This window comes from Streptomyces sp. NPDC006798 (genome assembly GCF_040635975.1).
Classification (GTDB): domain Bacteria; phylum Actinomycetota; class Actinomycetes; order Streptomycetales; family Streptomycetaceae; genus Streptomyces.
Genome location: NZ_JBEYIS010000008.1, coordinates 33,267 through 52,701 on the forward strand (window position 1 = coordinate 33,267; position 19,435 = coordinate 52,701).

Below are 19,435 nucleotides of genomic sequence, written 5' to 3' on the forward strand. Positions count from 1 at the left end.
CAGCACACGGAACGGCGAGCAGGAGACGTGGTCGAATCCGACCGTGTGGAAGAAGCGCGCCGAGCCCGGATACGCGGCCTTGTCCACCGCGCCCACCGCCTCTGAGACCGGTCCGAGCGGCCTTCGGCGACCGCGATGTCCACCAGGCGCCCCCACCGCCCCGGTCGAGCGTCTTGCCGCGCGACGTCGGGAACACGCCCTTGTCAATGACGGCCCACTACATGAGCGGCACCGGGCCGCGGTACACCGCTTCGGTGGTGCCGTCCGCCGAGGTGGCGGCTCCTTGACCGCAGCTCGTGCAGACGGCCCTCGACGGCGATCACAGCGGGCAGGTCGTGCGGGCCGGCCCCCTTGCGGGCGGGGACGACCCGCCGGGTCTGCCGCAGCGCGCGTACGGCCTCGGCGCAGCCGAGGACCGCGGCGCCGAGTGTGTTGTGCGAACGGCGGAGGGCCGAAGGTCCCGGACCGCGGGGCCGCACGGGACCAGCGTGGTACCCCGTCCGATACTCCTCGCCGTCCGTCCGAACGACGAGTATCGGAGGCAGGCAGACCATTCGACGAGAGGACCCGCCATGACCGCGAAGGCAGCGACAGCCGCCCCCCGGGCCGCCGACCCGTGGCGGCGGTTCACCGGGAGCCTGTGGCGCGGACGTATCGACGTGCGCGACTTCATCCAGGCCAACTACCTGCCCTACGAGGGCGACGCGTCCTTCCTCACGGGCGCGACGGATCGCACTCGCGCGGTCTGGGAGAAGGTCAGCGCGCTGTTCCCCGAGGAACGGCGCAAGGGTGTCCTCGACATCGACACCGCGACTCCCTCGACGATCACCTCGCACGCAGCGGGCTTCATCGACCGTGACCGCGAGCTGGTCGTCGGATTGCAGACCGACGCCCCGCTGAAGCGGGCGATCATGCCCAACGGCGGCCTGCGCATGGTGGAGAACGGACTGAAGGCGTATGGATACCAGGTCGACCCGTTTGTGGCGAAGGTCTTCGGCAGCTACCGCAAGACCCACAACGACGGCGTCTTCGACGCCTACACCCCCGCGATGCGGGCCGCTCGCAAGGCGGGCGTCATCACCGGACTGCCGGACGCCTACGGTCGCGGCCGGATCATCGGCGACTACCGGCGCGTCGCCCTCTACGGCACCGACCGGCTGATCGAGGCCAAGCGCGCCGAACGCGCCCTGCTGGACGCCCGGCCGTCCACCGAGAACGTCATCCGCGACCGTGAGGAACTGGCCGAGCAGATCCGGGCGCTGGGTGAGCTGACCCGCATGGCCACGACGTACGACTGCGACGTCTCCCGGCCCGCGGCCACCGCGCACGAGGCCGTGCAGTGGCTGTACCTCGGCTATCTCGCCGCGGTCAAGGAGCAGAACGGTGCGGCGATGTCGCTGGGTCGCACCTCCACGTTCCTGGACGTGTACCTCCAACGCGACCTGGACGACGGACTGCTCGACGAGACCGCGGCCCAGGAACTGATCGACGACTTCGTCGTCAAACTGCGGATCGTGCGGTTTCTGCGCACGCCCGAGTACGACGCGCTGTTCTCCGGCGACCCGACCTGGGTGACGGAGTCCATCGGCGGCATCGGCGAGGACGGCCGGACGCTGGTCACCCGCACCTCCTTCCGCTTCCTCCAGACCCTGTACAACCTCGGTCCCGCGCCCGAGCCCAACCTGACCGTGCTGTGGTCGCCCCAGTTGCCCGACGGCTTCAAGCGGTTCTGCGCACAGGTCTCGATCGACACCAGCGCCGTCCAGTACGAGTCGGACGACCTGATGCGCCCGCGCACGGGCGACGACACGGCGATCGCTTGCTGTGTCTCCGCGATGGCGGTCGGGAAACAGATGCAGTTCTTCGGCGCCCGCGTCAACCTCGCCAAGGCGCTGCTGTACGCCATCAACGGCGGCCGGGACGAGATGACCGGTGAGCAGGTCGCCCCGCAGACAACGCCGTTGACGGGCGACTACCTGGACTACGAGGAACTGTCAGCCGCCTACGACCGCGTACTGACCTGGCTGGCCGCGACCTATGTGGACGCGCTCAACATCATCCACCTCATGCACGACAAGTACGCTTACGAACGGATCGAGATGGCCCTGCACGACCATCCGGTGCACCGCTTCATGGCCTGCGGCATCGCCGGACTCTCGGTCGCAGCGGACAGCCTCTCCGCCATCAAGCACGCGCGCGTGAGGGTGGTTCGCGACGCGACAGGACTGGCCGTGGACTTCCATGCCGACGGCGACTTCCCGGCGTACGGCAACAACGACGACCGCGCCGACTCCCTCGCGGCCGAACTCGTCGAGTCCTTCATGGCGAAAGTCCGCAAGCAACCCGCCTACCGCGACGCCGAGCACACCCAGTCCGTCCTGACCATCACCTCCAACGTCGTCTACGGCAAGCACACCGGCAACACCCCCGACGGCCGCCGCGCCGGAGAGCCCTTCGCCCCCGGCGCCAACCCGATGAACGGCCGCGACCGGCACGGCGTCGCCGCCTCCGCCCTCTCCGTGGCCAAACTGCCCTACGAGCAGGCCCGGGACGGCATCTCGCTGACCACCACCATCACCCCCGAGGGTCTGGGGCACGTCCCCGCGGAGCGCGCCGGTCATCTGGTCGGCATCCTCGATGCCTACATGTCCGAGGGCGGGTTCCACATGAACGTCAACGTCCTGGACCGGTCCGTGCTGGAAGACGCCATGGAGCACCCGGAGAAGTACCCCGAGCTGACCATCAGGGTCTCCGGATACGCCGTCAACTTCGTCCGCCTGAGCCGTGAGCAGCAACTCGACGTCATCGGCCGTACCTTCCACGGATCGCTGTGAACGGCTGGGAGCGGGACGCGGTCACCGGCCGCATCCACTCCTGGGACCTGTCCACCGGCGTGGACGGTCCGGGGACCCGGTACGTACTCTTCGTCAGCGGCTGCCCCCTTCGCTGTCTGTACTGCGCCAACCCCGACACCTGGCGTGTGCGCGACGGCAGGGAGACCCATGCCGACGAAGTGCTGGCGGAGATCGAGAAGTACCGCGCGTTCATCACCGCCGCCGGCGGGGGCGTCACCCTCACCGGCGGGGAGCCCCTGCTCCAGCCCGCGTTCGCCGGGGCGGTCCTCCGGCGCTGCAAGGAGGCCGGCCTGCACACCGCTCTCGACACCTCCGGGTTCCTCGGTGCCCGGGCCTCGGACGAACTCCTCGCCGATACCGACCTGGTGCTGCTGGACATGAAATCGTTCGACCGCAGCACGTACCGGGAGCTGACCGGCGGCGGCGCGCTCGCCCCCACCCTGGACTTCGCCACCCGCCTCGATCGGCTGGGCACGCCCATGTGGATCAGATACGTGCTGGTCCCCGGCTGGACCGACGACCTTGACGCAGTCGACCGGCTCGCCCGATTCCTCTCGCGCCTCAAAGCCGTGCAGCGGGTCGACGTCCTGCCTTTCCACAAACTCGGCGCCGCGAAGTACGACGCCTCGGGCGCCCCCTTCCCTCTGCGGAACACCCCTGTCCCCGACGCCGCACTGGTGGACCGGGTCCGCGGCCGGTTCCACGACCACGGACTCATGGCCCACTGAGAACGCGCGGACAGGGCCGACCGGACCTGGCCCTCGCCCCCTGCCGCAAGGGAGGATGGTCGAAGAGGCCACGGCAGCATGAGGAGTATCCGATGACGGACAGTGAGCAGGGCCGCGGAACGGGAACTGCGATCAGCGTCTTCCTGCTGGACGACCACGAGGTGGTACGGCGGGGGGTGCACGACCTGCTGGACGACGAGCCGGGCATCACGGTGGTCGGAGAGGCCGCGACCGTGGAACAGGCACTGATACGGGTCCCCGCGCTCCGCCCGGACGTGGCGGTTCTCGATGTGCGCCTGCCCGACGGAGACGGGGTGACCGTCTGCCGGGAGCTGCGGTCGAAACTGCCGGGCCTGGCCTGCCTGATGCTGACCTCCTTCGATGACGAGGAAGCCCTGCTGGACTCGATCATGGCGGGCGCGGCGGGCTACGTCCTGAAGCAGATCGAGGGCTCCGACCTGGTCTCGGCCGTGCGTACGGTGGCCCGTGGCCAGTCACTGCTGGACCCGGCGGCAACAACCAAGGTGATGGCGCGACTGCGCAAAGTGCAGCAGCCCGCCGAGGACCCGGACGCCCTGCCGGGCCTGACTCAGCGCGAACGGGAGATCCTGGACCTGATCGGGGAGGGACTGACCAACCGGCAGATCGGCCAGCGGTTGTATCTCGCCGAGAAGACGGTGAAGAACCACATCTCCCGCCTACTGGCCAAACTCGGAGTGGAGCGCCGCATTCACGCCGCCGTCCTTGCCACCCAGGCCCGCGACCGCATCCGGCCCGGCGGGAGCTGAGGGCCGGGACCGACCGGCCGCACCGTCTCCGTGCCCGGCCTCGGACGCGGCGGCTTCCTCGGAGCGAACAGTTCTGGCCAACCGGTCTGTGCACCGTTGCCGGTGGTCTCCTTAGGGCGTGTCTGACAAATCCCGCCTGGCCCGCGACGCCCGGCACCCGCACTCTTCCCCTGTGCCCTTCGGGCACGGGAGGTGCCCCCGGCGTTGCCGGGGTTTCCCGAGTACGTCCAGTACTGGGGAAACCGTCCCCTGGCTTCGCCGGGGGGACCCCCGCCGCCGTCGCGAATTCGCGCGCACCGGACGCCGCGGGCCCCGCCCTGCGGGCGGACGGCGCTATTTGCCAGACACGCCCTGGCGCCCCATGTCCGAGCCGCTACGGTGGCGGTTGAGCGTACGGCTGCGGGCGCGTTGGAGGAACCGGTTGGGAAGCGCTGAGGAATCGCGTGAGGCTCGGGTACGGCTGCCCCAGCTGCGACTGGACGAGCTACTCGAAGAGCTCCAGGCCCGGCTGGACGCGGCTCGCGGCACCCGGGACCGGGTGCACAGCCTGCTGGAAGCCGTGCTGTCCGTCGGTCGCGAACTGGACCTGGAACAGGCGCTGCGCGGCATCGTCGAGGCCGCGGCGGCGCTGGTCGACGCGGAGTACGCCGCGCTCGGCGTGATCGGCCCGGACGGCGAGCGGCTGTCCGCCTTCCACACGGTCGGCATCGACGAGGAGGCGATTGCCCGTATCGGGTCCTACCCCCAGGGGCACGGCATCCTCGGGGAGCTGATCCGTCACCCGGAGCCGTTGCGCCTGGCGAAGCTCTCCGATCATCAGGCGTCCTACGGATTCCCAGCCCACCATCCCCCGATGAACTCCTTCCTCGGTGTCCCCATCCGGGTGCGGGGCCACGTCTTCGGCAACCTATACCTGACGGAGAAGCGCGGCGGGCAGCAGTTCGACGAGGACGACCAGTCGGTGCTCGCCACGCTGGCCGTGGCGGCTGGCGTGGCGATCGACAATGCCCGCCTGTACGAGGAGTCGCGCCTACGGGAGCGTTGGCTCCAGGTGAGCGCGGAGATCACGCACTCCCTGATGTCCGGTGCTGACCAGGGGGACGTACTGCGGCTGATCGCCGAACGGGCCCGGGAGATCACCATCGCCGCCCTGGGAGTGGTGGCCATGCCGGTCACCGGTACCGAGACCCTGGTCGTTGAGCTGGCGATCGGGCGCGAGGCCGAGGTCCTGCGGGGAATGGTACTGCCCGTGCACGGCACCCTCGTCGGCCAGGCTTTCGACCAGCGCAAGCCGGTGAGCAGCGCGGATGTCTCCCGGGACTCGCGTGTCTCGGCCGGCCCACCGCGTTTCGCCAGCCTCGGCCCTGCGGTGGCCGTGCCGATCGGCACCGGTGACCGTACTCGTGGCGTAGTGCTCCTGGTGCGGGAATCGGGCCGCCCTGGGTTCACCGGCAAGGAGATCGAACACCTGCAGATCTTCGCCGCACAGGCCGCCGTCGCCATGGAACTGGCCGAACACCGTCAGGACGCCGAGCAGATCGCGTTGTTGGAGGACCGCGACCGAATCGCCCGGGACCTGCACGACCTCGCCATCCAGCGGTTGTTCGCCACCGGTATGACCCTGCAGAGTGCCGGCCGCTTCATCCAGCACGCCGGGGCCGCCTCGCGAGTCCAGCGAGCGGTGGGCGACCTCGACGAGACGATCAAGATCATTCGCTCGACCATCTTCGGACTCCGGTCGTGGGACGACGGGGCGGCATCCGGCCTGAGAGCCCGTGCCGTGCGCACCGTCGGCGAGGCCGCTCCGGCGCTGGGCTTCGCACCCGGCGTCCGAATGGAGGGCCTGCTCGACACCCATGTGCCGAGGGAGATAGCCGACGATGTCGTGGCCGTGCTGACCGAGTCCCTGACCAATATCGCCCGGCACGCCGAAGCGGATCGCGCCGATGTCGTCCTGGTCACGGACGGCAAACAGGTCCGGCTCACAGTCACGGACAACGGCGTGGGCACCCCGTCCAGCGGCCGCCGCAGCGGCCTGGGCAACATGGCTGAGCGGGCTCGCAGGCGCGGCGGCGCCCTGGAGTTGAGCAGTCCAGAAGGCGGCGGGACACGGCTGGCCTGGCACGCTTCTTTGACGTCGGCCCCGGACGCCCCGGAACTCGATGGCGGACGGCCGCCCGGTATCGGTGTGTGAGCGAGTGCCTCGGTAGGCGAGTTGTGGCCTCCAACGACGTGGCACGACGGCCCAGGAGCCTGGTGCCGTCTCTCCGGGCCGATCGGCACGCTGAAACAGCCAGGCAAATGGCAGATCATCGCGCAGCCTGCGCTCGCCCGAAATCCGCTCACCGCGATACGACTCTGGTGCGCCATGCCTTCATGAACAAGAGGTAAGTGAGTAGTCATCCGCATCACCCCAGCACTGACAACGCTTCTTCCTCCGTCATCACTTGCGGTCTGCGTGTGCCTGTAGCACAGGTGTGGCGCATGGCGTGCGGAGGGTAGCGTGAGACGAGCTGCGACTCGCCGTCTTCGGCGACCGCCGGGTGCTCGGCGCGGAGGTGCCGTGGCCTTCGGAGCAGTTCGTCGTTGCGCCGTACGTGCGTGCCTGGCCCGCGCGCGTGTCGTGCGGCTGGCCAGGCGTGGCGTTGATCGGCGGCAGACGGATGTATGCGGTGGTCATGATGGTGGTGAGGGCGAGGACTTCGAGGCTGCGGATCGGTTCGATGTCTGGTGTGTGCCGGGGCGCGCGATGCCGCCTCGGCATCGGATCACCACCGGGCACTCCGCCGACTTCCGCTTCACCCCGCACCCGGCCGGGGCGGCGCGACCCCACGTGGCCCGTACCGGCCTTCCCTTGACGCACGCCGTGCGGACCCCGGTCCACCTCGCCGCCGACCGCAAGTGCCGCCATCAAGGATTTCGCACGGGCGGCCCCTTGATCACAACCGAATACGCTCTCCAGCGGTATTGACCTCGAGCGTTGTTAAAGGTGGCCGGGTCTTGATCACGGCGAAGACCTCCGGCGTAGGGGAGGTGTCCAGGATGCACCGCACACGAAAGCGGCCTCGCTGACCGCCCGAGCAAGACCCGCACGACCCCGCTCCACACCCCGGCCCCCGTCAAGCCCGAGGTGTGCCGTCTACGGACCGAGGGCAAGCTCGGTCCAGCCCGCATCGGGCCTGTCCTGGGCCTGCCTGCTTCGACCGTGCACCGGATCCCGGTCCGTCACGGCCTGAACCGGCTTGCCTTCCTCGACCGGCCCACCGCCTGAGAGTACTTCCGCGAGGCCTCAGTCAGTCGCTGTAGTTGAGTGAGCGGCTCCGCCGCGTTCAAGCTCCCGCGAGTGTCGCTACTTTCGTCAGAACGAGTGGTTTTGGCAACTTATGCCCTTTGTTTCCGTATAGCTTCCCCTCCGGCTCGGCGATGGTTTTCATCGGCAGGCTCACTACAGCCCAAAGTGATTGGAAGAGGACTGTGCAACTCAAGGGAAAACAGCGTGTGGCGGCAGGTGTCGTAACTGCGGTGTTTGTCGGTGCCGTCACGGCCGGCGGGGTGGCCCTCGCCCAGGCGAACCAGGCGAACCAGGCGGCCAAGGCCCCAGTCTCCTCGGTACAGGTCGTCGTCGGCCCGGTAAGCGAGCCCGGACAACCGTCATCGGCCCGCTGCCCGGAGGGCATGGGCGCACTCAACGGGGGCTTCCAGGCTGTCACCTTCACAAGCTCGGGCAGCGGAGATCCCTATGATGGTGTCACCGTCAATGCCCCGTTCAAGGACGGGAAGGGCTGGAGCGCGATGCTGTTGACCGGCAAGGTCATCGCCCGCGTTGTGTGTGTCCCCAACGCCCAGGCGCCGCAGGCCGTGGCCGGCCCGGTCAGTGGGGAAGCCGCCCTGTCCGTCGCACGCTGCCCGGGAGGTACCAAGGCCATCGCCGGCGGCTACGTCAGGGAAACCTGGTACAAGAACGGCTACGGTGAGTCCGTTGACGACATCATCGTGAACGCACCCACCGACAGCGGTGACGGCTGGGCCGCCAAGCAGTTCCATGGCAAGACCATCGCTCGCGCACTCTGCAGCTGACCAGCCCTTCGGGCAACTGCGTTCCCCTGTGACGGACCAGACGACCTCGCCTGACCAGGCTGGCCTTCCGCGAGTACCCGAGGCAGGAGGCGGCGTTGTCCACCGTTGCGGTGTCCGGGCGGGACAGGCCCGTCTGGTCGAGGACCTGTGCTTGGGCGGTGAGGAACGAGGCGGCAAGGGCGTCCCAGTGGCACCCGGCGGGGAGCCCAGACAGCCGGCCTGTCCGTCGAACGGTTCAACGAAGCCGTCCAAGCCGAAGGCGCCATCGAGGTCGACCTGCCCGGTTCCACCCGCGCACTCGGCGAGCACCCGCTGTTGCACACCCCGGGGTGCTCCTGCCCGGCTACGCTGACCACCAGTACCGCGGCGAGCGGGTGGTCCTCGTGTGGGACGGTCTGTGCGCCCACTGGAGCCGGGCGATGGGGGCCTGGGTGGCCAGGCAGGACTGGCTCACTCTGGAACGGCTGCCCGCCTACGCTCCCGAGCTGAACCCGGTCGAGTTGTTGTGGGCCTCGCTCAAGAAACGCGAACTCGCCAACCTTGCCGGCGACCACCTCGCCGATGTCGCCGACGGACCGACGTACCATCTACCGCTTCATTGCCGCAGGTGAGCTGGACATCGTCGACCTCCGTACAGGCTCGGGACGATCCCGAGTACGCGTCCCCGAGGCCGGCCTTGACACGTTCATCACCAGCCGGATGACCGTGCCCCCCAAGTCGGCCGCTGACTTCGGCGCTTGCCAACGTTCCGATGACCTGACAAGGAGTGAATTCCCTCGTACCTCCGCAAGCTGAAGTCCGGCAATTGCCAGCGCACAGTCCGACAGGGGCCTCGGCGATCCAGCGCTCCTACAACCTCATGTCCTCGGTCATGCGCGCGGCCGTCGACGACGACGTCATCGTGGTGAGCCCCTGCCGCAGCATCGACCTGCCCACCATCGCCACCAAACCGCCCCGGTGGTTCACCCTTGACCAGGCCCAGAGCATCCTGGACGAACTCCCCGCTCCCTGGCGCACCATGTGCCTGCTCGGCTTCTACGCCGGCCTCCGCCGGGGTGAACTCACCGGACTCCACCACCACCGCATCGACCGCCGCCGCTCCCGCCTCTTCGTCGTCGAGGTCAACACCAAGAGCGGCATCAAGGAGTACCCCAAGAGCTCCAAGAGCCGACGCGAAGTCCCCCTCCCGCCCCACGTCCTGGACGCCCTCGAACGGCACATCCACCGCCTCGACCGCGACGCGGTGATCTTCACCACCATCACCAAGGGGCGCGCCGGCCGACTCCTCGACGACGGCAACCGGCGTACCCAGACCTGGCGGCCCGCGGTCAGCAACGCCTACTACTTTGACGCCGACGGCGACCAGCACCTCGTCCCCGGCTATCCGCCCCACCCCATGCGCCACACCTGCGCCTCCTGGCTCGTCCAGAGAGGCGTCTCCCTCTACGAGGTCCAGCACCTCATCGGCCACGCGAGCTTCCGGACCACCCAGGTCTACGCCCACCTCCAGCCCGACGCCCACAAGACCGTGCTCGGAGCTTGGGAGCGGCTTGAGACCCCGCTCACCCTCGCGTAGAGCGCGCAGCACGTGAACCGGCCCCGGCATCCCGCCAAGGCGGGATGCCGGGGCCGGTTCGCTGCCCGCCCGTCGCAGCGGGAGCGCCCGCAGGAGACTTTCCCGAGCGTCAGCAGCAACGCTCAGTGACGAGAATCCGCTGGTCGGCGCGGCACCAGATCAAGATCAACGAGCGTCAAACGAGCGTCACGAGCGTCATTTCAGCGTCAAGATATCGCCCGTAACGCCCACAGCGCACATAATGCTCATCGATGAAAGCGCAGGTCAGGCGCCCTTTGCCGCCGGTTCAAGGATCGCCACGCACTCCACGTGGTGGGTCATCGGAAAGAGGTCGAAGGCGCGCAGGGTGCGGACCCGGTAGCCCGCGTCGCGGAAGTACGCGATATCGCGGGCCAGGGCCGCCGGGTCGCAGGCGACGTAGGCGAGGCGGCGGGGGGAGAGCGATGCCAGGTGCTGGACCGTCTGCTTGCCCGCGCCCGCGCGCGGCGGGTCGAGGACGACGAGGTCCGTCTCGGTGATGCCGGTGCGGGGGAGTACCCGGTCGACGCGGCCGTGTTCGATCCGGACCCGGGGGAGGTCGCCCAGGTTGTGGCGGGCGTCCTCGGCCGCGCGCTTGGAGGATTCGATGCCGAGGACCGCGCCCTGTTCGCCGACGCGTTCGGCGATGGCGCCCGCGAAGAGGCCGACGCCGCAGTAGAGGTCGAGGGCCGTCTCGCCCTTACGGGGCATCAGGCCCTGCATGACCGCCTTGACCAGGGTGTCCGCGGCCTGGGGGTGGACCTGCCAGAAGCCGCCGTTGCCGACGCGGTAGGTGCGGCCGTCGGCGCGTTCCCGGACGAAGCCGCGGCCGTGGACGCGGTGCACCGCGCCGTCGCGTTCGTCGACCCGCAGTACGGAGACCGGGCGGTCCAGCTCGACCAGCGGCAGCCGGGCGCCCGGGCGGGGGGTGAGGACGACCTGGCGGTCGTGGGAGCCGGTCGCCGCGATCGCCTCGACGGAGGCCATGCCCGGCCACTCGCGCTTCTCGACGCCCAACTCGGTCACCGCGGGCGCGGCGATCAGGCAGTGGTCGATCCGCTCCACCTCGTGGGAGCGGTGACGGCGCAGACCGGGGTGGCCCTCGGCGTCGACCGCGTACTGGACCCGGGTCCGCCAGGCGGGGACCTCGCCCGCGGGCAGCTTGTCGCCCTCGGCGGGCATCACGGTGCCGTCCCAGCCCGCTTCCTCGGGGGTCAGCCCGGCCAGCCGCTGCAGCTGTTCGGCGATCACCTCGCCCTTGAAGCGGCGCTGCGCGCCCGGCTTCGCGTGCTGCCAGTCGCAGCCGCCGCACTTGCCGGGGCCGGAGAACGGGCAGGGCGCCTCGATCCGGTCCTTGGCGGGGGTGAGGATCCGTACCGCGTCCGCCCGCAGGAACCGCGACTCCTCGTCACCCTCCGTGATCCGGGCGATCACCCGCTCGCCGGGCAGGGTGTGCCGGACGAAGAGGACCCGGCCCTCGTCGGTGCGGGCGATACAGTGCCCGCCGTGGGCGACGGGCCCCACCTCGACCTCGTACTCCGCGCCCACCAGGGAAGCGGGGGAGGCGGACGGCGCGTCGGTCGCGTGCGGCATGGCGGGTGGCTCCAAAGCTGTTCCGAGGGCTGCGGTACGGGCAGCCCACCAGTCTACGCCGCCGGGGGCGGCCCTACTTCCGGGAGCTGTCCTCCACCGGTCCGCGCCGTACGGAGCCCGGGGCGTTCCAGTCCTGCCGTTTACGGGCCCGCTCGCGCGCCGCCTCCGACGACACCAGCTGGTACGGCACCGAGGTCACCATCACTCCGGGGGTGAAGAGGAGCCGGCCCTTCAGCCGCAGGGCGCTCTGGTTGTGCAGCAGATGCTCGTACCAGTGCCCCACCACGTACTCGGGGATGAAGACGCTGACCACGTCCCGCGGGCTCTCCCGGCGCAGTCCCTTCACATATTCGATCACCGGCCGGGTGATCTCCCGGTACGGGGAGTCGAGGATCTTCAGCGGTACGTTGATGCCCCGCCGCTCCCAGTCCTCCCGCAGCGCCCTGGTCTCCTGCGGGTCGACGTTGATGCTCACCGCCTCCAGCTTGTCCACCCGCATCAGCTTGGCGTAGGCCAGCGCCCGCAGGGTCGGCCGGTGCACCTTGGAGACCAGCACCACGGCATGCACCCGGGACGGCCGGACGCTGTCGTCGCTGGGCTCCTCGGCCGCCGCGATCTCCGCCGCGACCCGGTCGTAGTGGCGGCGGATCGCGCTCATCACCGCGTAGAAGAAGACCATGCCCAGCAGCGCCACCCACGCCCCGTGGGTGAACTTCGTCGCCAGCACCACCACCAGCACCAGGCCGGTGAAGAACGCCCCGAAGGCGTTGATCGCCCGGGAGCGGATCATCCGGCGGCGCCGGGCCGGGTTCTTCTCGGTCCGCAGATGGCGGTTCCAGTGCCGGACCATGCCGGTCTGGCTGAGGGTGAAGGAGACGAAGACCCCGACGATGTAGAGCTGGATCAGCTTGGTCGAGTCCGCCCCGTACACCCAGACCAGCAGGATCGCCGCGCCCGCCAGCGCCACGATGCCGTTGGAGAACGCCAGCCGGTCGCCCCGGGTGTGCAGCTGCCGGGGCAGATAGCGGTCCTGCGCCAGTATCGAGCCGAGCAGCGGAAAGCCGTTGTACGCGGTGTTGGCGGCGAGGAAGAGGACCAACGCGGTAGCCGCCGCCAGCAGGACGAAGAAGAACGTGCCGTCGCCGAAGACCGCCGCCGCGACCTGGGAGATCACCGGATCCTGGACGTAGTCGCCGCCGACCGGAGCCCCGTTCTCCAGCAGTTCCTGGGCCGGTTTCTCGGCCATCCGCACATCCGACGCCATGGCCAGTCCGATGATCCCGCAGAACATCGTCACGGCCAGGACGCCCATCAGCGCCAGGGTCGTCGCCGCGTTCTTCGACTTCGGCCGGCGGAACGCGGGAACGCCGTTGCTGATCGCCTCCACCCCGGTCAGGGCCGCGCAACCGGAGGAGAACGCCCGCAGCAGCAGAAAGACCAGCGCGAATCCGGCGAGCCCGGCCTCCTCGGCCTTCAGTTCGAAGTCCGCGGTCGGCGCCTTCATCGTCTCGTCGAGTACGAGTCCCCGGTACGCGCCCCAGGCGATCATCGCGAAGACCGCGGCGACGAAGACATACGTCGGGATCGCGAAGAGCTTGCCCGATTCCCGGACCCCGCGCAGATTCATCAGGGTCAGCAGCACGATGATCAGGACGGCGAAGAGGACCTTGTTCTCGATCACGAACGGGATCGCCGAGCCCAGGTTCTCCACCCCGGAGGAGATCGACACCGCGACCGTGAGGACGTAGTCCACCAGCAGCGCGCTGGCCACGGTCAGTCCGGCCCTGGGTCCGAGATTGGTGTTGGCGACCTCGTAGTCGCCGCCCCCGCTGGGGTAGGCGTGCACGTTCTGGCGGTACGAGGCGACCACCGTGAACATCAGCACCACGACCGCCAGCGCGATCCACGGGCTGTAGCTGTACGCCGACACGCCCGCGATCGAGAGGACCAGCAGCACCTCGCCCGGGGCGTACGCCACCGAGGACAACGGATCGGAGGCGAAGACGGGCAGTGCGATGCGCTTGGGGAGAAGCGTCTCGCCCAGCCGGTCGCTGCGGAGGGCCCTGCCGATGAGGATGCGTTTGGGCAGGTCGGTCAGTTTGGACACGGAGAGGATCGTAAGCGTTCGATTCGGCACAGCCCACCCGCCGCCCGGGTACCGGGACGGAACGCGGGCGTAATCGCCGCTATCGGGGTCGGTATCACCGCCGTTCGGCGCCCTGACCGGGCGGAATCCTCCCCTCCAGTAGTACCGGTGCCCCCGCCGGGACGGCGACTGTGTAGCTTTGGCCGCGGTCTGAGACCCTTTAATCCCGGAGACCTTTAAGTCTCGGTAAAAAATCGAAGGGCGCTCCGGGTGAATGTGCGGGAAAGCACATAAAGTCCAAAAAACCAGTAAAGAATAGGGACGGGTGGAAGGACGGTCGTGCACATCGTCATCATGGGTTGCGGGCGAGTGGGAGCCGCTCTCGCGCAGACCCTGGAGCAGCAGGGGCACACGGTCGCGGTGATCGACCGTGATCCCACGGCCTTCCGCCGCCTGGGCTCCGGTTTCGGCGGGCGGCGGGTCACCGGCGTCGGGTTCGACCAGGACACCCTGCGCGAGGCGGGGATCGAGGAAGCCGGTGCCTTCGCCGCGGTCAGCAGCGGCGACAACTCCAACATCATCGCGGCCCGGGTCGCCCGTGAGATGTTCGGCATCGAGAACGTCGCGGCCCGGATCTACGACCCCCGGCGCGCCGAGGTCTACCAGCGGCTCGGCATCCCCACCGTGGCCACCGTCCGCTGGACCGCGGACCAGATGCTGCGGCGGCTGCTGCCGTCCGGCGCCGAGCCGCTGTGGCGGGACCCCAGCGGCGGCGTCCAGCTCGCCGAGGTCCACACCTCGCCCGCCTGGATCGGCCACAAGATCAGCCGGCTCCAGGAGGAGACCGGGGTACGGGTCGCCTTCCTCACCCGGCTGGGAGAGGCGGTGCTGCCCACCTCGCAGACCGTGCTGCAGGAGGGCGACCTCGTCCACGTGATGATGCGTACGGACGAGATCGAGAAGGTCGAGGCGGCCTTCGCGGAAGGCCCCGACGAGGAGGTCGGTCACTGATGCGGGTAGCTATCGCCGGGGCCGGCGCGGTGGGCCGTTCCATCGCGGGCGAACTCCTGGAGAACGGGCACGAGGTGCTCCTCGTCGACAAGGCGCCCACCGCGATCTCGGTGGAGCGGGTACCGCAGGCGGAGTGGCTGCTCGCCGACGCCTGCGAGATCACGTCCCTGGACGAGGCCGCGCTCCAGCGCTGCAATGTGGTCATCGCCGCCACCGGCGACGACAAGGTCAATCTGGTGGTCTCCCTGCTGGCGAAGACGGAGTACGCGGTTCCGCGGGTCGTCGCCCGGGTGAACAACCCCAAGAACGAATGGCTCTTCAACGAGTCCTGGGGCGTCGACGTCGCCGTCTCCACCCCCCGGCTGATGTCCGCCCTGGTGGAGGAGGCGGTGAGCGTCGGCGACCTGGTCCGGCTGCTGCGCTTCAGCCACGGCGACGCCAACCTGGTCGAGCTGACCCTGCCGCCGGAGTCCCCGATCGCGGGCACCCAGGTCGGCGATGTCGCCTGGCCGGTGGATACGACCCTGGTCACGATCATCCGGGGGACGCGGGTACTGACCCCCAGCCCGGAGGAGACACTGGAGGCGGGCGACGAACTCCTCTTCGTCGCGGCGCCCGCGCGCGAGGAGCAGCTGGAGGACCTGCTGTCGCCGCGCAACGACAACTAGCGGCCGGGCGGTCGACGGTCCGACGATTCGCGGCCGCGGTCGCGGTACGGCCCGGGGGCCGGTGACGGCCCCGGGGGCGTAACGGGGGTACGGGCCGGGAGACGGCGACGCTACGGGGGTGATGGCGGTGCGGTCACCCGGCCCGGGTCGCCCGCCCGGTCCCCTACGCGTCGTCCGGCCAGACCCCGATGTGGTCGTGCTCCAGCTCCAGCATCACCCGGTCCCGCATCCCCAGCGCCGCCGTGTACTCCGCCGGGAGCTGGAGCCGCCCCGCCCGGTCGAGCATCGCGTACTCCCGCGCCACCAGCGATTCCTGACCCGTCGCCGAGTCGACCTCGGTCCGGCGCAGGATCTCCGTCGAGGTGCGCCCGTCCCGGATCGCCACCGTACGGCGGACCTCGGACGCCACCGTCTGGTCATGGGTGACGATCACGATCGTCGTCCCCAGCTCCTCGTTGGCCCGCCGGAACGCCGCGAAGATCTGCTCCGCCGTATGCGAGTCCAGCTCGCCCGTCGGTTCGTCGGCGAGCAGGACGGAGGGCTCGTTCGCCAGCGCCACGGCGATCGCCACCCGCTGCTGCTGGCCGCCCGACATCTGGTGCGGACGGCGGTCCCGGCACTCCTCGACCCCCATCAGACCCAGCAGCAGCTCCACCCGCGCCGTCTTCGCCGCCCGGCCCCCGGGCCGGGCGGCGTCGCCCTTGCCGCGCCCCCGCAACTGGAGCGGCAGTGCGACGTTCTGGGCCGCCGTCAGATAGGGGAGCAGATTGCGTGCCGTCTGCTGCCAGACGAAGCCCACCACGTCCCGGCGGTAGCGCAGCCGCTCCTTCGGGCCCATGGAGAGCAGGTCGAAGCCCGCCACCGCCGCCGCGCCCGCCGTCGGGACGTCCAGTCCGGCGAGTACGTTCATCAGCGTCGACTTGCCGCTGCCCGACGCGCCCACCAGCGCCATCAGCTCGCCCTCCCGGACGAGCAGATCGAGCCCCTGGAGGGCCTGTACCTCGACGCCGTCCGTGGAGAAGATCCGGACCAGCCGGTCGCAGGTGATCAGCGCGTCGTGCCCGTATCGGGGCCCGTCGCGGCGGGCCGCGACCCGCTCCTCCAGCTCCGCCAGCGTCGCCCCCGACGGCGCGGCCGGGGCCGCCCCCGGGGCCGGGGCCCGTTCCGTGATCGTCGGATCCGTCATCGTGTGTCTCCCACCCTCAGTTCGGTCGTCGAGGAGCGCCGGGTGACCGCCCATGCCTGGACCGCCGCCACACCCGCCGCGAGCAGGACCACGCCCGCCCCCGGCAGCAGCAGGCTCCACGGGTCCGTGGTCAGCTCCGCCGGTACCCGGGCCGCCGCCATCCCGCCGGACGCCCGGGCCAGCCGGGCCAGATCGATCCCCGGGGCGAGGACGAGGACTACCACCCACCCCACCAGGACGCCCCCGGCACCCGCCAGCAGCGACCCCGGCAGATTCTCCAGTACCAGCAGCCGCCGTCCCTGGCGCCGGGTCAGGCCCATCGTGCGCAGCCGGGCCAGCAGCGCCACCCGCTCGGGAGCGGCCCGGATCAGCGCCAGCAGCAGGGCGAGCGCCGCGTATCCGGCCGCCGCGAGCGCCGCGACCGCGTAGACCCGCTCCGCCCCCGTCTGGACCGGCGACTCGGCGAAGGCGTTCCGCTCCTCCGCCCGCAGCGCCACCCGGATCCCGTCGGCCGCGCCGGTCGCGCGGACCGCGGCCCGCAGCCGCTCCCCGCCGACCGAACCCCCGGCCACCAGCAGCGTCGTCGCGGCCCTCGGGCCGGTCAGCGCCGCCGTGTCGACCAGGACGAACTCCCCGTCGGAGAGTGCGGGCGTGGCAGTGCGTACGGCCGACACCTCGACGTTCAGCGGCGCGCTGAGCGGGCCGATGACGCGGGCTCCGTCGCCGAGCCGCTCCGCGACGCCGGGCGACACGATCGCGGGCACCGGGCCCTTGCCCCCGGCGCGCAGCGCGTCCGCCGGGAACCCGCCGAGACCATGGTCACGGGCCAGCCGGGCGTAGGCCGCCGGATCGGCGCCGAGCAGGGTCACCCCGTCGGCGTCGTCGCCGTCCCGCAGACCGACGTCCGTCTCCCGGTACACCTCCACCACACCCGTCACACCCGGCAGTTTCCGTACCGAGTCCGCCAGCCCCCGGGGGAGCGCGCCCGCCGCCTCGATCCGGGCGTCCGCGCCGACCGAGACCACGGCCGCCCGGTCCCGCGCGGCATCGACCCCGGCCAGCACCGAGCCGCCGAAAGCGGCCGTGGTCAGCGCCAGGAGCAGGGCGAGCAGCGGCAGTACGGTCGTGGCGGGGGCGCGCCCGGCCCGGGCCAGCGCCAGAAAGCCGATCGCGCCCCGCCGTCGGGCCACGGGCAGTGCCGCCAGCCGCAGCGGCAGCGGATAGAGCCGTACGAGGACGAGCGCGGCGGCCACCCCGAGCAGTACCGGGGCGGCGCTGACCAGCTGGTCCACGCCCTGGTCTGTGCCGTCGCCGGTGCCCCGGCGCCGTACGGTCACGACCGCGGCCGCGGCCAGCGCCAGGAGGGTCAGCTCGGCGACCGTACGACGCCGGGACCGACCGCCCGGGGCATCGGCCCGGCCGCCCGGACGTGGTCTGCGGTGCTCAAGGGCCGCCCGCGCCGGAAGCGCCCCGCAGGCGACCACCGTCACCAGGACCACGGCCAGCACCGAGGGCCACAGCCGTCCCTCGGGCACCAGGACGATCGCGAGGGCGCCACCGGCGACGGCGGCCGGAACCGCCGGGACCGAGGTCTCCGCGGCGAGCCGGGCCGCGATCCCGGGGAGCGACCCGCCACGGGCCCGCAGCAGCGCCAGCTCGGTGGAGCGCCGCGACGCCGCGAGACCACCGGCTGTCAGCAGCACCACGGCGATCACCCCGCCGACCCCGAACGCGGCGACCGAGACGACCGGGGAGATCGCGCCCCGCAGCTTCGCGTAGTCCGCCAGGATCCCGGACAGTCCGGTCGTCACCTGGAGTTCGGGAGAGATCGCCGACCGCAGCTCCGACAGCATCGGGCCGCTCTCGACCGTCGCCACCGCCCGCTCGGCCGCCTCGATGTCACCGGCGTGGAGGCCGCGCGGATCGACGGCGACGTTCCAGTACGGCTCCGCCTCCTTCGGCAGGGAGAGCAGCGCCGGGCCCGCCTCCGGCGGCAGCAGCAGCGCGCCGTGCCAGTACGGCTGCGGAGGCGGCCCCTCCGTATAGAGGTAGCCCGGGGTGCGCAGCACCGGAAGGACCGACCAGTACGGGCTCTGCGGACGGACCGGGTCCACGATGCCGGTGATGGTGACGACCAGCGGGCCCGCGGTCTGGCGGCCGATGGTGACGACCGTGCCGGCCTTGATGTTCAGCGCCTTCGCGGTGGCCGAGGTCACCACGCCCTCGACGGAGTCCGTGCGCGGTTCGGCCGGTTCGGCCGGCTCGTCGGGCGCATCCGCCGGGTTCGCCGAGGTCGGCGGGGGCTTCGGCAGCCTGCCGGACCGTACCGTCGCGTGCTCCGCGAGAGCCGACTGCGCGGCGATGGTGAAGACCGGGGAACCGCCGTCCAGGACGGTCAGTCCGGGCGCCCAGCCCTCGGCCGGAGCCTGGCTGCGCACCCCGCGCGCCGAATCACGCGGATCGGTCCGCAGCGGATCCGGCAGCAAGCCCACGATCCGGCGGTGCTGTTCGGCCAGCTTCGCCGGGGTCACCGAGGCCCGCAGCCCGGGATCCTCCGGATCGTACGGCGCCACCGGGGCGGCGCTGAACCGGAAGCCGCTCTGATCGGGCACGGCGACCGTCAGCTCATGGCGCGCCCCCTCGCCCTCATAGGCGTCGACGGCGCGCGGGAACGCCGCGCAGAGGAAGGCGGTGATGCCGACCAGGACGAATACGGAGACCGCGGCGAGCGGCGCCGTCCGCAGCCGGGTCCTGACCCAGGGAGCGACGATCCTCACCATGCCCACCGCCCTCCGTCCCGGCCGGACACCAGCCGGAAGCGGAACCGGAGACCGGGCCGCGCGGACGGG

12 protein-coding genes and 2 pseudogenes are annotated in these 19,435 nt (G+C 70.7%); 10 read left to right on the forward strand and 4 right to left on the reverse strand.

Features of this window, described 5'->3' with window-relative positions; genetic code table 11:
* Positions 1-572 precede the first annotated feature (572 nt).
* The 8 genes and pseudogenes from pflB (at position 573) to ABZ714_RS07390 (ending at position 10,024) form a co-directional block, all read left to right on the forward strand.
* Entirely contained in the window at positions 573-2,834 is a 2,262-nt protein-coding gene (gene pflB, locus ABZ714_RS07355; RefSeq protein WP_358824183.1) for a formate C-acetyltransferase, read from the forward strand.
* Positions 2,831-3,583 (forward strand): pyruvate formate-lyase-activating protein, encoded by a 753-nt coding sequence (gene pflA / locus ABZ714_RS07360; RefSeq protein WP_358824184.1) that lies wholly within the window; start codon positions 2,831-2,833, stop codon positions 3,581-3,583. Before pflB ends, pflA begins: the two co-directional genes overlap by 4 nt.
* 92 nt (positions 3,584-3,675) lie before the next feature.
* Positions 3,676-4,371, forward strand: a complete 696-nt coding sequence (locus tag ABZ714_RS07365; RefSeq protein WP_358824185.1) for a response regulator transcription factor — start codon at positions 3,676-3,678, stop codon at positions 4,369-4,371.
* A 421-nt stretch (positions 4,372-4,792) separates the two neighbouring features.
* Positions 4,793-6,565: a GAF domain-containing protein gene (locus tag ABZ714_RS07370; RefSeq protein WP_358824186.1), complete on the forward strand. Its 1,773-nt coding sequence runs from the start codon at positions 4,793-4,795 to the stop codon at positions 6,563-6,565.
* Between the two features lie 861 nt (positions 6,566-7,426).
* A pseudogene (locus ABZ714_RS07375) lies at positions 7,427-7,636 on the forward strand (IS481 family transposase); the annotation flags it as partial.
* 209 nt (positions 7,637-7,845) lie between these two features.
* Positions 7,846-8,448 (forward strand): hypothetical protein, encoded by a 603-nt coding sequence (locus tag ABZ714_RS07380; protein ID WP_358824187.1) that lies wholly within the window; start codon positions 7,846-7,848, stop codon positions 8,446-8,448.
* A 359-nt stretch (positions 8,449-8,807) separates the two neighbouring features.
* Positions 8,808-9,020 (forward strand): annotated as a pseudogene (locus ABZ714_RS07385) (transposase); the annotation flags it as partial.
* 233 nt (positions 9,021-9,253) lie between these two features.
* Positions 9,254-10,024, forward strand: coding sequence for a site-specific integrase (locus ABZ714_RS07390; protein ID WP_358824188.1), 771 nt, complete (start codon positions 9,254-9,256; stop codon positions 10,022-10,024).
* Positions 10,025-10,288: 264 nt separating this feature from the next.
* Here ABZ714_RS07390 and ABZ714_RS07395 read toward each other — a convergent pair whose 3' ends face one another.
* Positions 10,289-11,635 carry a class I SAM-dependent RNA methyltransferase gene (locus tag ABZ714_RS07395; RefSeq protein WP_358824189.1) on the reverse strand — a complete coding sequence of 449 codons (1,347 nt, stop codon included), beginning with the start codon at positions 11,633-11,635 and terminating at the stop codon, positions 10,289-10,291.
* A 73-nt stretch (positions 11,636-11,708) separates the two neighbouring features.
* Positions 11,709-13,742: an APC family permease gene (locus ABZ714_RS07400; protein WP_358824190.1), complete on the reverse strand. Its 2,034-nt coding sequence runs from the start codon at positions 13,740-13,742 to the stop codon at positions 11,709-11,711.
* Between the two features lie 318 nt (positions 13,743-14,060).
* Between ABZ714_RS07400 and ABZ714_RS07405 the strand changes: the two genes are divergently transcribed.
* Complete coding sequence (locus ABZ714_RS07405) at positions 14,061-14,732, forward strand: TrkA family potassium uptake protein (RefSeq protein WP_358824191.1); 672 nt, start codon at positions 14,061-14,063, stop codon at positions 14,730-14,732.
* Positions 14,732-15,400, forward strand: coding sequence for a TrkA family potassium uptake protein (locus ABZ714_RS07410; protein ID WP_358824192.1), 669 nt, complete (start codon positions 14,732-14,734; stop codon positions 15,398-15,400). Before ABZ714_RS07405 ends, ABZ714_RS07410 begins: the two co-directional genes overlap by 1 nt.
* A gap of 163 nt (positions 15,401-15,563) precedes the next feature.
* Here ABZ714_RS07410 and ABZ714_RS07415 read toward each other — a convergent pair whose 3' ends face one another.
* Positions 15,564-16,586, reverse strand: a complete 1,023-nt coding sequence (locus ABZ714_RS07415) for an ABC transporter ATP-binding protein (RefSeq protein ID WP_358824193.1) — start codon at positions 16,584-16,586, stop codon at positions 15,564-15,566.
* The gene (locus ABZ714_RS07420) at positions 16,583-19,366 is read right to left on the reverse strand and encodes an FtsX-like permease family protein (RefSeq protein WP_358824194.1); all 2,784 of its coding nucleotides are present in this window, start codon (positions 19,364-19,366) and stop codon (positions 16,583-16,585) included. The genes ABZ714_RS07415 and ABZ714_RS07420 overlap by 4 nt, the downstream gene beginning before the upstream one ends.
* Positions 19,367-19,435 lie beyond the last annotated feature (69 nt).

What these genes read in the sequence shown, in the direction of transcription:
- pflB (WP_358824183.1), top strand. Translation starts at nt 573, where the DNA reads ATGACCGCGAAGGCAGCGACAGCCGCCCCCCGGGCCGCCGACCCGTGG.
- ABZ714_RS07365 (WP_358824185.1), top strand. Translation starts at nt 3,676, where the DNA reads ATGACGGACAGTGAGCAGGGCCGCGGAACGGGAACTGCGATCAGCGTC.
- ABZ714_RS07395 (WP_358824189.1), bottom strand. Translation starts at nt 11,635, where the DNA reads ATGCCGCACGCGACCGACGCGCCGTCCGCCTCCCCCGCTTCCCTGGTG.
- ABZ714_RS07410 (WP_358824192.1), top strand. Translation starts at nt 14,732, where the DNA reads ATGCGGGTAGCTATCGCCGGGGCCGGCGCGGTGGGCCGTTCCATCGCG.
- ABZ714_RS07415 (WP_358824193.1), bottom strand. Translation starts at nt 16,586, where the DNA reads ATGACGGATCCGACGATCACGGAACGGGCCCCGGCCCCGGGGGCGGCC.
- ABZ714_RS07420 (WP_358824194.1), bottom strand. Translation starts at nt 19,366, where the DNA reads ATGGTGAGGATCGTCGCTCCCTGGGTCAGGACCCGGCTGCGGACGGCG.